Source organism: Rhodococcus sp. B50 (assembly GCF_013602415.1).
In the GTDB taxonomy this organism is placed as follows: Bacteria; Actinomycetota; Actinomycetes; order Mycobacteriales; family Mycobacteriaceae; genus Rhodococcus.
Genome location: NZ_WPAG02000002.1, coordinates 1,674,866 through 1,690,416, shown reverse-complemented (window position 1 = coordinate 1,690,416; position 15,551 = coordinate 1,674,866). Strand labels below are relative to the sequence as shown.

At 67.4% G+C, this 15,551-nt stretch carries 11 protein-coding genes; all 11 read left to right on the top strand.

All coding sequences use genetic code 11. The features are described from left to right. The first annotated feature begins 54 nt into the window (after positions 1–54). The 11 genes from GON09_RS08125 to GON09_RS08075 all read left to right on the top strand — a co-directional run bounded on the left by GON09_RS08125 (position 55) and on the right by GON09_RS08075 (position 15,439). Positions 55–1,020: a bifunctional riboflavin kinase/FAD synthetase gene (locus tag GON09_RS08125; RefSeq protein ID WP_213931359.1), complete on the top strand. Its 966-nt coding sequence runs from the start codon at positions 55–57 to the stop codon at positions 1,018–1,020. 78 nt (positions 1,021–1,098) lie between these two features. Beyond that, positions 1,099–2,505, top strand: coding sequence for a wax ester/triacylglycerol synthase domain-containing protein (locus GON09_RS08120; RefSeq protein ID WP_213931358.1), 1,407 nt, complete (start codon positions 1,099–1,101; stop codon positions 2,503–2,505). A gap of 172 nt (positions 2,506–2,677) precedes the next feature. Continuing rightward, complete coding sequence (gene rpsO, locus GON09_RS08115) at positions 2,678–2,947, top strand: 30S ribosomal protein S15 (protein ID WP_006551263.1); 270 nt, start codon at positions 2,678–2,680, stop codon at positions 2,945–2,947. 324 nt (positions 2,948–3,271) lie between these two features. Next, positions 3,272–5,557 carry a polyribonucleotide nucleotidyltransferase gene (locus GON09_RS08110; protein ID WP_213931357.1) on the top strand — a complete coding sequence of 762 codons (2,286 nt, stop codon included), beginning with the start codon at positions 3,272–3,274 and terminating at the stop codon, positions 5,555–5,557. Between the two features lie 191 nt (positions 5,558–5,748). Next, the gene (locus GON09_RS08105; protein WP_213931356.1) at positions 5,749–7,017 is read left to right on the top strand and encodes a nitrate/nitrite transporter; all 1,269 of its coding nucleotides are present in this window, start codon (positions 5,749–5,751) and stop codon (positions 7,015–7,017) included. Continuing rightward, positions 7,014–10,709, top strand: coding sequence for a nitrate reductase subunit alpha (locus GON09_RS08100; protein ID WP_213931355.1), 3,696 nt, complete (start codon positions 7,014–7,016; stop codon positions 10,707–10,709). The genes GON09_RS08105 and GON09_RS08100 overlap by 4 nt, the downstream gene beginning before the upstream one ends. Before the next feature lie 52 nt (positions 10,710–10,761). Beyond that, a complete protein-coding gene (gene narH, locus GON09_RS08095) occupies positions 10,762–12,432 on the top strand; it encodes a nitrate reductase subunit beta (RefSeq protein ID WP_213931354.1) in 1,671 nt (556 codons plus the stop codon). After that, positions 12,429–13,115, top strand: coding sequence for a nitrate reductase molybdenum cofactor assembly chaperone (gene narJ / locus GON09_RS08090; protein WP_213931353.1), 687 nt, complete (start codon positions 12,429–12,431; stop codon positions 13,113–13,115). Before narH ends, narJ begins: the two co-directional genes overlap by 4 nt. After that, positions 13,112–13,843 (top strand): respiratory nitrate reductase subunit gamma, encoded by a 732-nt coding sequence (gene narI, locus GON09_RS08085; protein WP_213931352.1) that lies wholly within the window; start codon positions 13,112–13,114, stop codon positions 13,841–13,843. Before narJ ends, narI begins: the two co-directional genes overlap by 4 nt. 85 nt (positions 13,844–13,928) lie before the next feature. After that, positions 13,929–15,266: a M16 family metallopeptidase gene (locus tag GON09_RS08080; RefSeq protein WP_213931351.1), complete on the top strand. Its 1,338-nt coding sequence runs from the start codon at positions 13,929–13,931 to the stop codon at positions 15,264–15,266. Positions 15,267–15,298: 32 nt separating this feature from the next. Further along, a complete protein-coding gene (locus tag GON09_RS08075) occupies positions 15,299–15,439 on the top strand; it encodes a hypothetical protein (RefSeq protein ID WP_244865441.1) in 141 nt (46 codons plus the stop codon). The last annotated feature ends 112 nt before the right edge of the window (positions 15,440–15,551 follow it).

Sequence of the window (15,551 nt, the reverse complement as noted above, 5' to 3'; positions counted from 1 at the left end):
CGCCGTGGCACAGCCGAACGTGCTCCGCCCGCGTACGCGCCGTAGGCTGCCGATGTGCAGAGATGGCGAGGTCTGGACGAAATTCCTGCGGACTGGGGTCGGTGTGTACTCACGATCGGTGTGTTCGACGGCGTACACCGCGGCCATCAGCAGCTCATAGCGCGTGCCGTGGAAGCGGCCCGCGCGCGCGGCGTGGCCGCCGTGCTCATGACCTTCGACCCCCACCCGATGGAAGTGGTCCGCCCGGGTAGTCATCCCGCGCAGCTGACCACCCTGGCGCGACGCGCCGAACTCGCCGAGGAACTCGGCATCGACGTCTTCTGCGTCATGCCGTTCACCCCGGAGTTCATGAAGCTCTCGCCGGAGCGGTACGCCCACGAGATCCTCGTCGAGCGACTGCACGTGGCCGAGGTCGTCGTGGGGGAGAACTTCACCTTCGGGAAGAAGGCGGCCGGCACCGTCGACATGCTGCGCTCGATCGGCGAGCGTTTCGGGTTCGCGGTACAGGGGCTCACGCTGGTCGCCGAGCACGCCGTGACGTTCTCGTCGACGTACATCCGTTCGTGCGTCGACGCCGGCGACGTCGCCGCGGCTGCGGACGCACTGGGGCGCCCGCATCGGGTCGAAGGTGTCGTCGTGCACGGCGACGGGCGCGGCCGCGGTCTCGGCTTCCCGACTGCCAACGTTGCACCCCCGATCTACGCGGCGATCCCCGCCGACGGCGTGTATGCGGCCTGGTTCACGGTGCTCGACCCCGGTTCACCCGTCGAGGGGCTGACCGCCGATCAGCGCTACCTCGCGGCCGTCTCGGTGGGCACCAATCCGACCTTCTCCGGGCGCAAGCGCACGGTGGAGGCGTTCGTCCTCGACGAGAAGGCCGACCTGTACGGCCAGCACGTGGCGGTCGATTTCGTCGAGCGGCTGCGGGGCATGGAGAAGTTCGATTCCGTGGAAGCGTTGATCTCCGCGATGCATCGCGACGCCGAACGCGCACGACAGGTTCTCATGAACGCCCCGTAGCGACACTCGTGTCGTTCGAACGGATGAAACTGCGAGTTCGGTACCAAGAACCGCTTGTTTACGGTCACAATCGGCTACATGCTTTTTCGAGAGTGGAGGTCCGCGCGCCTTTCGTGGGTCGATGCGGGTAACTACTTTCAGTCGATTCCGGGAAGACCCACCGATTGGTGGTCGTTCGCGGTGTTCGCGGAGGATCGAGGACGCACCCCGGACCGCGAGTCCGTTCTCTCGTTCTTCGACTCCCGGATGCATCTGGTCAGCGCCCTGGCACGCAGGATCGCCGACGCCCCGGGGTCGCTGGACTATCCCTACTGGGTGAAGACGGACCTCACCGTCGACGAAGTGGTCACTGTCCACGAGACACGTAGTTCCACCTTCGAGGACTGGCTGGAGTCCGTGGCGCGGCTGTCCGCCGACGGGGTCGATGCAGGGCGGTGCCCGTGGCAGGTGCACGTCTTCCCGGGCGTTCCCGATCCGGACGAGGCCGGCGCGACCGTCACGGTGGCGGCGATCCAGGCGAGCCATGCCATGCTCGTCGGTTCTTCCGCGCGCGGGCTTCTCGAAGCCCTGTTCGGAGAGGCCGACCGGCCGCTGGAGGTCGACGGCCTCGCGCCGCCCGCGGACACCACGCACCCGGTCGCGGCCACACTGCACGGCATCCTCCGACTCGTGATCTGGCCGGTTCTCGCGCTCGTCGGTCTCGTGCGGGCCAACCTGGAGGCTCGCCGTCACCCGCAGGACCCGTTGCCCGGCATGCTCGGATCGGACAGCGCACCGGACGGATCCGTCCCGCAGACGAGCCGCCGGGTCATTCGCATCCTGCGTCCCGATCTGTCGGCGCTGGCCGGACGATCGTGGACGGTGACCGCCCTCGGATTGACGGCGGTGTCGCTCGCGATGGAGCGCTACTACCGCGAGCGCGGACAGGCCCTGCCCTCGGAGTACGCAGCGGTTCCCGTGGCGCTCGGTGAATCGGCGGCGGGACTCGGGGTCAACCGCGTCGCGGGCGGGCTGGTGCCCCTGCATGTGGAGATCCCAGAACCGGCGCAGCGCGCCGCGACGATCGCCGACTCGCTCGCCCGCGAACGGGCACGTGTCGACTCGTCCGGGAGCATCGACGCGATGCACCGGACCGGGGCCACGCCGTATCCGGTCTACCGGCGCGTCGCGCGTGCCCTCGCCCACGCCCTCGCGTCCGGCACGGTGCCGGGCGTTGCGACGGCACTCAGCAGCGTCAACTGCGGCGCGGACGTGCGGTGGACCGTGCCGTGGGGGCACCTGAAGTTCATCGCGGGGGTGCAGGCCCTCGTGCCGCGTGTCGACTTCATGCACACCTTCGCCCGGGCGGGGGACGCCTTCGCGGTCACCGTCATGGCCCCGGCCCGCGACGATGCCCATCCCGATCGGGACATCGACCGCTACGTCGAGTTGCTCGACGAGGGCTTCGCCGAGGTGTCGGCCGCCGTGAGCAGAGCAGGCAAGTGAAGAGAGCGGGTATGGGCCACCACGGCGAACGTCGAGCTCGATCGTGGTTCGGTGGCCGCAACCGTCTCTGATAGGCTGGTCCGTCGGTGCGTGCTGCGGTTCGCGGTGGCCGTACCGGGCGGACTTCGTCCGTCTTCCGTCACGCGGACGTCAGTTGTACAGGAGTGACCCAGTGGCTCTGACCACCGAACAGAAGAAGCAGATCCTCGGCGAGTACGGCCTCCACGAGACCGACACCGGTTCCCCCGAGGCGCAGGTGGCACTGCTCACCAAGCGCATTGTGGACCTCACCGAGCACCTCAAGCAGCACAAGCACGACCACCACTCCCGCCGCGGCCTGCTGCTGCTGGTCGGTCGTCGTCGCCGCCTGCTGAAGTACGTCGAGAAGGTCGACGTCGAGCGTTACCGCTCGCTCATCCAGCGTCTGGGTCTGCGTCGCTGACGCGGACACGACACGACCTGATCTGCATTCGCTGATCTTTTCCGGCAGCCGACGGGGTACCCACTACACTGGGCCTCGTTGGCTGCCGGTGTTTGTGCCGGTTCGGCCGGCGACTTCCATCGCCTCCAGAGGCGATGATCCGTATGCACCGACGGTGTCGGTCCTCGGTAGTGACCTTCCGGTCCCGTCGGGTGTCGTATCCCGAATCCGCCGGAGGGTTTCGATCGACGACCGCCTCCGTGAGTCGGTGCGCAGCCGCGGCCACGGGGGTCGCGGCGCCCGCGCGGGTACGGCGAAGACGAAGAGGGAAGAGAAGACATACAGATGACAAGCACTACCGCAGTCGAGATCGACGAAGGGGTCTACGAGACCACCGCGACGCTCGACAACGGTGCCTACGGCACCCGCACCATCCGTTTCGAGACCGGCCGCCTCGCTCGCCAGGCCGCCGGTTCGGTCGTCGCCTATCTCGACGACGAGACCATGCTGCTCTCCGCCACCAGTGCGTCGAAGCAGCCCAAAGAGCATTTCGATTTCTTTCCGCTGACGGTCGACGTCGAAGAGCGCATGTACGCCGCGGGTCGCATCCCCGGCTCGTTCTTCCGTCGTGAGGGACGCCCCTCCACCGACGCGATCCTCACCTGTCGTCTGATCGACCGGCCGCTGCGCCCGTCCTTCGTCGACGGACTGCGCAACGAGATCCAGGTCGTCGTCACGGTTCTGAGCCTGAACCCGAACGACCTCTACGACGTCGTCGCGATCAACGCCGCATCCGCGTCCACCCAGCTCGCGGGCCTGCCGTTCTCCGGCCCCGTCGGCGGCGTGCGCGTCGCGCTGATCACCTCCGACGACAACAAGTCGGGCCAGTGGGTCGCGTTCCCGACCGTCGAGCAGCTCGAGAACGCCGTCTTCGACATGGTCGTCGCCGGCCGGATCGTCGGCGGAGCCGACAACCCGGACACCGCCGACGTCGCGATCATGATGGTCGAGGCCGAGGCAACCGAGAACGTCATCGCGCTCGTCGAGGGTGGTGCGCAGGCACCGACCGAGACGATCGTCGCCGAGGGCCTCGAGGCTGCCAAGCCGTTCATCGCCCGCCTGTGCGTCGCACAGCAGCAGCTCGCCGCCGCCTCCGCAAAGCCGACCGGCGATTTCCCGCTGTTCCCGGCCTACCAGGACGACGTGTACGCCGCGGTCGAGGCCGCAGCGTCGGAGAAGCTCGCCGAGGCGCTCACCATCGCCGGCAAGCAGGATCGCGACGACCGCACCGACGAGATCAAGGTCGAGGTTCTCGAGCAGGTCGCCCCGAACTTCGAGGGTCGCGAGAAGGAGATCGGCGCGGCCTTCCGCTCGCTCACCAAGAAGCTCGTGCGTCAGCGCATCCTGCGCGACCAGTTCCGCATCGACGGCCGCGGGGTCACCGACATCCGCGCGCTCTCGGCGGAGGTCGCCGTGGTGCCGCGCGCTCACGGTTCGGCGCTGTTCGAGCGTGGCGAGACCCAGATCATGGGTGTGACCACTCTCGACATGGTGAAGATGGCGCAGCAGGTCGACTCGCTGGGCCCCGAGACCAGCAAGCGCTACATGCACCACTACAACTTCCCGCCGTACTCCACCGGTGAGACGGGTCGTGTGGGCTCCCCGAAGCGTCGCGAGATCGGCCACGGTGCGCTCGCCGAGCGTGCCCTGATGCCGGTGCTCCCGAGCCAGGAGGAGTTCCCCTACGCGATCCGTCAGGTGTCCGAGGCCCTGAGCTCCAACGGTTCGACCTCGATGGGTTCGGTGTGCGCCTCGACCCTGTCGATGCTCAACGCCGGTGTGCCGCTCAAGGCTCCCGTCGCAGGCATCGCGATGGGCCTGGTCTCCGACGAGATCGAGCTCGAGGACGGTTCCCGCGAGACCCGGTACGTCGCCCTCACCGACATCCTCGGTGCGGAGGACGCCTTCGGCGACATGGACTTCAAGGTCGCCGGCACCAAGGACTTCGTCACGGCCCTGCAGCTCGACACCAAGCTCGACGGCATCCCCTCGCAGGTGCTCGCGGGTGCGCTCTCGCAGGCCCACGACGCCCGCGCCACGATCCTCGAGGTCATGGCCGAGGCGATCGACGCTCCGGACGAGATGAGCCCGTTCGCTCCGCGCATCACCACCATCAAGGTTCCGGTGGACAAGATCGGTGAGGTCATCGGCCCCAAGGGCAAGATGATCAACTCGATCACCGAGGAGACCGGCGCCAACATCTCCATCGAAGATGACGGCACCGTCTACGTCGGTGCAGCGGACGGTCCGTCCGCGCAGGCCGCGATCGACAAGATCAACGCCATCGCCAACCCGCAGCTGCCGAAGGTCGGCGAGCGCTTCCTCGGCACCGTGGTCAAGACCACGGCGTTCGGTGCGTTCGTGTCCCTGCTTCCCGGCCGCGACGGACTGGTGCACATCAGCAAGCTGGGCAACGGCAAGCGCATCGCCAAGGTCGAGGACGTCGTGAACGTCGGCTCGAAGATCCGTGTCGAGATCGCCGATATCGACAACCGCGGCAAGATCAGCCTCGTCCCCGTCGAGGACGAGTCGGCCGAGGCCGCTGCGACCGGCGAGTCCGCCGAGTCCTGATCGACACCCACCTGCCCACCGGTATCCGGTAGGCGCGTGACACGGCACCCGTGGTGCCCGAATTCGTTCGGGCACCACGGGTGCGTCGTTTCCGGCGACATCGGTTACCCGAACGCAACGACCGGACGTCGCGAAGGTGAGGATCTGGCGAAGTGCGTCCGCCTCGCTACCGGGAATGGTTCCCTGGGAGTGTGAGCACGGACACTTCCACAGGTCTCGGACGGTCGCAGGGTGCGAACCTCGCGTTGGCGACCTGGGTCTCGGCGATCAATTTCTGGGCCTGGAACATGATCGGGCCGCTGTCGACCACCTACGCCACAGACATGTCGCTCAGCAGCACCGAAGCGTCCATGCTGGTGGCCACACCGATCCTCGTGGGATCGATCGGTCGCATCGCGGTCGGGGCGATGACGGACAGATACGGCGGACGGGCGATGTTCATCGCCGTCTCGCTGCTCTCCATCGTTCCGGTCCTGGCTGTCGGGTTCGCCGCCGAAGCCGGGTCCTATCCGTTGCTTCTGGTCTGTGGATTCTTCCTCGGTATCGCCGGCACGGTCTTCGCCGTCGGCATACCTTTCGCCAACAACTGGTACGAACCCGCCCGCCGGGGGTTCGCCACCGGTGTGTTCGGTGCCGGGATGGTGGGAACGGCACTGTCGGCCTTCTTCACTCCCCGTTTCGTGAACTGGTTCGGTCTGGTTCCCACACACATCATCGTGGCGGCAGCTCTGGCCGTGACCGCAGGGGTGTGCATTCTGGTGATGCGCAATGCCCCCGACTTCCGGCCCAACACCGATCCGGTGCTCCCCAAGCTGAGGGCCGCAGCGAAACTGCGGGTGACCTGGGAGATGTCGTTCCTCTATGCCGTCGTCTTCGGCGGGTTCGTGGCATTCAGCAACTACCTGCCCACCTACATCAAGACGATCTACGGCTTCTCCGCCGTCGACGCCGGAACGCGCACTGCAGGTTTCGCGCTCGCCGCGGTTCTCGCCCGACCGGTGGGCGGGGCGCTGTCCGACCGGATACCCCCGAAATACGTCGTCCTCGCCTCGTTCGGCGGGACCGCGGTGATGGCGGTGATCGCCACCCTGCAACCCCCGCCGGACCTGTGGTCGGCGGTCACCTTCATCACGATGGCGATTTTCCTCGGCGTCGGCACCGGTGGCGTCTTCGCCTGGGTGGCACGTCGCGCACCCGCGCACGCTGTAGGCAGCGTCACCGGGATCGTCGCCGCGGCGGGCGGCCTCGGGGGGTACTTCCCGCCGCTGGTGATGGGGGCAACCTACGACGCGGAGGGCAACGACTACACGTTCGGTCTGCTCCTGCTCGCCGCCACCGCTCTGGTATGCCTGCTGTACACCGCATTCCGGCTACGAGCCCACGAGTCGCCACCCCCACCGGCCGGAGGATCCGCGACACGACAGGACCGTGACACCGAGGTTCGTAAGGAGATGCCGTGACCGACACCGCAGGGATCGGAGGCCGCATCGAAGAGGTGCTCGTGCGGAGCGGACGTTTCTTCACCTCCGGCAAGGAATCCGACGACACGCGCACGGTCACCCGGCAAGGTGGCCGGGAAGGTGACATCTTCTACCGCGACCGGTGGAGTCACGACAAGGTCGTGCGGTCCACCCACGGGGTGAACTGCACCGGCTCGTGCTCGTGGAAGATCTACGTCAAGGACGGCATCATCACCTGGGAGACCCAGGAAACCGATTATCCGACAGTCGGTCCCGACCGTCCCGAGTACGAGCCTCGCGGATGCCCGCGCGGCGCGGCCTTCTCGTGGTACACCTACTCGCCGACGCGCGTACGGTATCCGTACGCGCGGGGCCTGCTCGTCGAGATGTACCGGGAGGCCAGGCAGCGCCTCGGCGATCCGGTGCTCGCATGGGCCGACATCCAGAACGATCCGGAGCGCCGCCGACGCTATCAGCGCGCCCGCGGCAAGGGTGGGCTGGTGCGGGTCACGTGGGCCGAGGCCACCGAGATGATCGCCGCGGCCCACGTCCACACCATCAAGGAGTACGGCCCCGACCGGGTGGCCGGGTTCTCGCCGATCCCCGCCATGTCGATGGTCTCGTTCGCTGCCGGTTCGCGGTTCATCGAACTGCTCGGCGGCGTGATGACCTCGTTCTACGACTGGTACGCCGACCTGCCGGTGGCGTCGCCGCAGGTCTTCGGCGACCAGACCGACGTGCCGGAGTCGGGGGACTGGTGGGATGCCTCCTACCTGATGATGTGGGGTTCGAACGTGCCGGTCACCCGCACCCCGGACGCGCACTGGATGACCGAGGTCCGCTACCGGGGCACCAAGGTCGTCTCGGTGAGCCCCGACTACGCCGACAACACCAAGTTCGCCGACGAGTGGATGCCGTGCGCGGCAGGTACCGACGGTGCCCTGGCGATGGCGATGGGACACGTGCTACTGAACGAATTCTATGTGCGGCAGCGGGTTCCGTTCTTCGTCGACTACGTCCGCCGGTATACCGACCTGCCGTTCCTGGTGCGGCTCGAGGAACGGGACGGAAAGCTCGTGCCGGGCAAGAACCTCACCGCCGCCGACCTCGGGCACAGTGTCGAGAACGCCGCGTTCAAACCGGTCTTCGTCGACGGGGCGACCGACACGGTGGTCGCACCCCCGGGATCTCTCGGCTTCCGCTACGGCGACGACGGGGTGGGGAAGTGGAATCTCGAACTGGGCGACCTCGTCCCGACCCTGACGGTGGCCCCGGCGGGCGGGACGGCGAGAGAGACCGTGTCCGTGCATCTGCCCAGCTTCGACACCGTCGACGGGCACGGCGAGAGCATCGAACGTGGCGTACCGGTGCGCCGGGTCGGGCAGCATCTCGTGTGCACCGTCTTCGATCTGATGCTCGCGCAGTACGGTGTGACCCGGCCGGGACTCGATCTACCCGGGCAGTGGCCGAGCGGGTACGACGACGCGACCTCCCCGTACACCCCGGCATGGCAGGAAGCGATCACCGGAGTCTCTGCGGCCCAGGCGATCCGCATCGCGAAGGAGTTCGCACACAACGCCGAGGAATCGGGCGGGCGTTCGATGATCATCATGGGTGCGGGCATCTGCCAGTGGTTCCACGGCGACGCGACCTATCGCGCAGTGCTCGCGCTGCTCATGCTCACCGGCTCCATGGGCCGCAACGGAGGAGGGTGGGCGCACTACGTCGGCCAGGAGAAATGCCGTCCGGTCACGGGCTGGGCCGCGATGGCGATGGGGACCGACTGGAGCCGTCCGCCCCGGCAGATGGCCGGCACTTCCTACTGGTACGTGCATACCGGCCAATGGCGCTACGACGGTTATCGCGCCGACGCGTTGTCGAGCCCGCTGGGGCGCGGGCGTTTCCGCGACAAGCACACGATGGATGTCATGGCGTCCGCGGTGGCGATGGGCTGGTCGCCCTTCTATCCCCAGTTCGACCGCAACCCCCATGACGTCGCCGACGAGGCGCGCGCGGCGGGCCGGGAGATCCCGGAGCACGTCGCGCAGCAACTCGCGGAAGGGAACCTGAAACTCGCGGTGACCGACCCGGACGACCCGCGCAACTGGCCCCGGGTGCTCAGCGTGTGGCGGTCGAATCTGCTCGGCTCGTCCAGCAAGGGCAACGAGTACTTCCTGCGGCATCTGCTCGGCACCGATTCGAACGTGCAGGCCGATCCCACGGCACCGGACCTGCGTCCGGGTGAGGTGGTCTGGCCCGAGGACCTGCCCGAAGGAAAACTCGACCTGCTCATGTCGATCGACTTCCGGATGACGTCGACGACGTTGTTCTCCGACGTCGTCCTGCCCGCCGCCACGTGGTACGAGAAGGGCGATCTGTCGAGCACCGACATGCACCCCTACATCCACGCCTTCACCGCGGCGGTCGACCCGCCTTGGGAAACCCGCTCGGACTACGACGCCTTCGGTGCCATCGCGAAGACGTTCAGCGCTCTCGCCCGCACCCACCTGGGCACCCGCACGGACATCGTGATGGGGACCCTGCAACACGACACACCCGCAGCGATGGCGTATCCGTCCGGCACCGAACGGGACTGGCGATCGACCGGCGAAGTCCCGGTCCCGGGGAAGACGATGGGCCCGCTCGCCGTCGTCGAACGCGACTACGGTGCGATCGCGGAGAAGTGGGCCACACTCGGTCCGCTCGTCGAGACACTCGGGCTCAACACCAAGGGCGTCGTCACCCGGCCGGACCGGGAGGTCACGGAACTGGCGCAGAAGTTCGGTGTCATGAACTCCGGTGCCGGACAGGGCCGTCCGGCGATCAACACCGCCGAGCGCATGGCCGACACGATCCTCGCACTGTCGGGTACGTCCAACGGAAGGCTGGCGGTCGAGGGATTCCGCGAACTCGAGAAGCGCACCGGGCGCCGACTCGTGCACCTGGCGGAGGGCAGCGAGGAGCGGCGCATCACCTACGCCGACACCCAGGCCCGTCCCGTGCCCGTCATCACGAGCCCCGAATGGTCGGGGAGCGAAACCGGAGGTCGGCGGTACGCGCCCTTCACGGTCAACATCGAGGAACTCAAACCCTTCCACACGTTGACGGGCCGGATGCACTTCTACCTCGACCACGACTGGCTGGAGGAACTCGGGGAGCAGCTCCCCGTCTACCGCCCTCCGCTCGACATGTCGCGGCTGTTCGGAGAACAGAGCGTCGGCACCGGCGACGGCATCGGCCTGACGGTGCGATACCTGACACCGCATTCCAAGTGGTCGATCCACTCGGAGTACCAGGACAACCTGTTCATGCTGTCGCTGTCCCGGGGCGGACCGACGATGTGGATGTCGCCGGCCGACGCCGCGAAGATCTCGGTGAGCGACAACGACTGGGTCGAAGCCGTCAACCGCAACGGTGTCGTGGTGTGCCGGGCGATCGTTTCGCACCGGATGCCGGAAGGGGTGGTGTTCGTCTATCACGCGCAGGATCGCGTCATCGACGTCCCGCGCACCGAAACCACCGGAACCCGCGGCGGTATCCACAATTCGCTGACGCGCATCCTCATCAAACCCAGTCACCTGGCGGGGGGATACGCGCAGACGGCCTACGCATTCAACTATCTCGGCCCGACGGGCAACCAGCGCGACGAGGTGACGATCGTCCGGCGCCGATCGCAGGAGGTCGTCTACTGATGCGCACGGAACGAGCGACCGGACGAGGCGGAGCGCAGGAAGCGAGGCGGTCATGAAGGTCATGGCACAGCTGGCGATGGTGATGAACCTCGACAAGTGCATCGGATGCCATACCTGTTCGGTGACCTGTAAACAGGCGTGGACCAACAGGTCGGGCACCGAGTACGTATGGTTCAACAACGTCGAAACGCGCCCAGGGCAAGGATATCCGCGGACGTACGAAGACCAGGAACGATGGCGGGGCGGGTGGATCCGGGACGCCAAGGGACGTGTGCGTCTCCGCGACGGCGGACGCTTCGCGAAACTCGCCCGTATCTTCTCGAACCCGAAGATGCCGTCGATCGACGACTACTACGAACCGTGGACCTACGACTACGACAACCTCACGAATGCCCCACTCGGTGAGCACATCCCGGTGGCGACGCCGCGCAGTCTGATCTCCGGCGAGCCGATGAAGGTGGAGTGGTCGGCGAACTGGGACGACAACCTCGGTGGTTCCCCGGCGATCGTGCCCGACGACCCGATCCTGAAGAAGGTCGGCGAGCACGTGAAACTCGAGTTCGAACAGACCTTCATGTTCTACCTGCCGCGGATCTGCGAGCACTGCCTCAACCCTTCGTGCGTGGCGTCGTGTCCCTCCGGCGCGATGTACAAGCGGTCGGAGGACGGCATCGTGCTCGTCGATCAGGACCGGTGCCGGGGCTGGCGGATGTGTGTGTCCGGATGTCCGTACAAGAAGGTGTATTTCAACCACAAGACGGGCAAGGCCGAGAAGTGTACGTTCTGCTATCCGCGGGTCGAGGTCGGATTGCCGACAGTGTGCTCGGAGACGTGTGTGGGCCGGCTCAGGTACATCGGGCTCGTCCTCTACGACGTCGATCGCGTCCTCGAAGCCGCCTCGGTGGAGAACGACACCGACCTGTACGAAGCGCAGCGCAGCGTGCTGCTCGATCCGAAGGACCCCGAGGTGATCGCCGGTGCCCGTGCCGAGGGCATCTCCGACGAGTGGATCGAGGCTGCCCAGAGGTCACCGGTGTACGACCTGATCAGCACGTACCGAGTGGCTTTGCCGCTGCATCCGGAGTACCGGACCCTGCCGATGGTCTGGTACGTGCCGCCGCTGTCGCCGATCGTCGACGCCGTCAGCCGTGAGGGGCACGACGGCGAGGACATCGGCAACCTGTTCGGGGCCCTCGACGCGCTGCGCATTCCCGTCGCCTACCTCGCGGAGCTGTTCACGGCCGGGGACACCGCGACGGTCGAGGCCGTGCTGCAGCGGCTCGCCGCGATGCGGTCGTACATGCGCGACATCAATCTGGGACGTGAGACTCGCCCGGAGATACCCGGGGCGGTGGGTATGAGCGAGGAGCAGATCTACGAGATGTACCGGCTCCTCGCGCTCGCCAAGTACGACGAGCGATACGTCATCCCCACCGCCTACGCGGCCGAAGGCCATCGGCTCGAGGAGACCGCGACCGACTGTGCGCTGTCCTACGAGGGCGGCCCCGGGATGTACGAATCGGGTCCCTTCGGTGAGGCCAGCGGTGCCCCGGTCCCGGTGGCGGTCGAGACGTTCCACGCACTCGCGCAACGGCAGACCAGTGAAGGGATGGCGGCGAACGCGTCGAACCCGTCGAGGGTCAACCTCCTCAACTGGGACGGTAAGGGCGTGCCGAGCGGGATGTTCCCCGACGGACGCGACGGGAACGGGGACACGCGATGAAGTTGCTGCGTTCACGGCGCACGGCGTCCGATCGCGCTCTGCAGCGGCGCCTCGTCCGTCAGGCCGCGTCGCTGCTGCTCGCCTATCCCGACGAAGGGCACGGCGCACGGCTCGACACCGTCGAGCAACTCCTCGAGCACGTCACCGGTCCGGAGAAGGACGTCTTGAGGGCGGCCGCCCGGGCGCTGGGCGAACCGAACCTCCTCTCCGTCGCCCAGCAGTACGTGGAGACCTTCGACCTGCGACGGCGTTCGACGATGTACCTGACCTACTGGACAGCAGGCGACACCCGGAACCGAGGGGCGGAGATGCACGCCTTCGCGAGTGCGTATCGTGCCGCGGGGGCCGAGCCGCCCGCCCACGAGTCACCCGACCATCTTCCCGTGGTCCTCGAGTTCGCAGCGAACGTGGATGCTGCCGCGGGTGAGGAACTCCTCACCCGGTATCGGGTGGCGCTGGACGTGCTGCATGCCTCCCTCCGCGACGCCGGTTCCCCGTACGCAGGGGTCGTCGCGGCGGTCTGTACGACCCTCCCGCCGGTGACGGGTCAGGACGAAGAACGGGCCCGGCGTCTCGCGCAGGCGGGACCGCCCCGCGAATCGATCGGTCTGCAGCCGTTCACCCTCACCGTGCCGCCCCGGGCCGACCGGACCGGCCCGCGACAAGGAGCCCCGCAATCATGAGCGCAGGAGAGGTCTTCTGGGACATCGTGCCCTACGTGACATTGGCCGTCGTCGTGGTGGGCACCTGGTGGCGTTACCGATACGACAAGTTCGGATGGACCACCCGATCGTCCCAGCTGTACGAGGCACGGTTGCTGCGTATCGCCAGCCCGATGTTCCACTTCGGGATCCTGGTCGTGATCGTCGGGCACATCATCGGATTGGTGATCCCGCAGTCCTGGACCGATGCGGTGGGCCTGAGCCAGCACGCCTATCACGTCCAGGCCATCCTGCTCGGCACCATCGCCGGAGTCTCGACGCTCGTGGGCATCACCCTGCTCGTGTACCGCCGCCGTACCCGGGGGCCCGTCTTCAGCGCGACCACCGTGAACGACAAATTCATGTATCTCGTGCTGGTCGCGGCGATCGTGGCGGGTCTCGCAACCACCCTGATGGGATCGGGCGTCGTCGGCGAGGAGCACAACTACCGGGAGACGGTATCGCCGTGGTTCAGGTCGATCTGGGTGCTGCAACCCCGCGGGGACCTGATGGTGGAGGCACCCTTCAGCTTTCAGCTGCACGCCCTGATCGGTCTCGTGCTGTTCGCCATCTGGCCGTTCACGCGTCTCGTCCACGCGTTCAGCGCGCCGATCGGATACCTGTTCCGGCCGTACATCGTCTACCGCAGCCGGGAGGAGGCACGCCCGGGCCGGCTCGTGGGTTCACAGCCCCAACGGCGCGGGTGGTGAGTGCGCGCCCGCTGCCGGGGGAGGGCTCCGGTGTACTGTGAAATGTTCCGCGCCCTCCGACCTGTCAGGACCACCGAAGATCCCCATGGCTTCCAGTTCCCACGTGAAGAACGACGCTTCGACCCCCGCGCCCGTCGCGGACACCGGCGTCCGGCGCTCGGTCCTGCCCGGGGGAGTACGGGTCGTCACCGAGCACGTCCCGGGAGTGCGCTCGGCGGCCGTCGGCGTGTGGGTCGGTGTCGGATCCCGCGACGAACAACCGTCGGTCGCCGGTGCCGCCCACTTCCTCGAACACCTGTTGTTCAAGGCCACACCGACGCGCACCGCCCTCGACATCGCCGAGACGATGGACGGGATCGGCGGTGAGCTCAACGCGTTCACCAGCAAGGAACACACCTGCTTCTACGCGCACGTGCTCGACGACGACCTGCCGATCGCCGTCGACGTCGTCGCCGACGTCGTCCTGCGCGGCCGGTGCCTGAGTGCGGATGTCGACGTGGAACGTCAGGTGGTGCTCGAGGAGATCGCAATGCGCGACGACGATCCCGAGGACCTGCTCGGCGACTCGCTGCTCACCGCGCTGTACGGCGACCACCCCATCGGCCGGCCGATCATCGGTTCCGTCGAGTCGATCGAGTCCATGACCCGGACACAACTGCATTCGTTCCATGTCCGCCGTTACACGCCGCCGCGGATGGTGGTCGCGGTGGCCGGCAACGTCGACCACGCGCACACCGTCGAACTGGTGCGCCGCGCCTTCGCCGGGCACCTGGACGAGGCGGCCGCACCCGCGCCCTGCCGGGACGGACGACTCGAACTGCGCACCACCCCGGCGATGAGCGTCGTCGAACGCGACAACGAGCAGGCGCATCTGACCCTCGGTGTCCGGTCGTTCGGCCGGCACGACGGCCGCCGCTGGGCGCTGTCGGTGCTCAATGCCGCCGTCGGCGGCGGTCTGAGTTCGCGGCTGTTCCAAGAGGTGCGCGAGAAACGGGGTCTTGCCTACTCGGTGTACTCCGGCACCGACACCTTCGCCGACACCGGCGCCTTCTCCGTGTACGCGGGCTGCCAGCCCGACAACCTCGGCGAGGTCGCCGCGGTGGTCCGGGAGGTGCTCACCGATGTGGCCGAGCACGGCATCACCGACGCGGAATGCGCTCGCGCCAAGGGATCGTTACGCGGCGGCCTCGTTCTCGGACTCGAGGACACCGGCGCGCGTATGCACCGGATCGGCCGCAGCGAGCTGAGTTACGGACAGCACTGGAGCATCACCGAGACGCTGGAACGGATTTCGTCGGTATCCACCGAGGAGGTGCGCAGCGTCGCAGCCGACCTGCTGCGCCGGCCGTTCGCGGTCGCTGTCGCCGGTCCCTACCGTCGGACGCGCGATCTTCCCGCGTCGGTCCGCGACCTCGTGTCCTGAATCGTCCTCAGCTGACGGCGGCGCGGGATCTGGTGAGCCTGCTCGAAGGCGTGCTGTTCGACCACACCCACGGCACACGCGCCCACGCGTCCTCGGGATCGGCGACGGCGCGGATCGACGAGATCCGTTCGACGGTCGGTCTCCGACTCGACGCGCTCTGCGCCCGGCGGTAGGACACCCGTGCGCGCAGCGCTGGGCGGCGCTCGACCCGCTCGGGACATCCGCAGGTGATTGCGTAGGATTTCCGGGGAGACGGCAACGAAAGGGCGTGACGACGCAAGTGGA

Coding starts and splice junctions, on each gene's coding strand:
- GON09_RS08120 (WP_213931358.1), top strand. CDS start 1,099: ATGCTTTTTCGAGAGTGGAGGTCCGCGCGCCTTTCGTGGGTCGATGCG.
- GON09_RS08110 (WP_213931357.1), top strand. CDS start 3,272: ATGACAAGCACTACCGCAGTCGAGATCGACGAAGGGGTCTACGAGACC.
- narH (WP_213931354.1), top strand. CDS start 10,762: ATGAAGGTCATGGCACAGCTGGCGATGGTGATGAACCTCGACAAGTGC.
- narJ (WP_213931353.1), top strand. CDS start 12,429: ATGAAGTTGCTGCGTTCACGGCGCACGGCGTCCGATCGCGCTCTGCAG.
- narI (WP_213931352.1), top strand. CDS start 13,112: ATGAGCGCAGGAGAGGTCTTCTGGGACATCGTGCCCTACGTGACATTG.
- GON09_RS08080 (WP_213931351.1), top strand. CDS start 13,929: ATGGCTTCCAGTTCCCACGTGAAGAACGACGCTTCGACCCCCGCGCCC.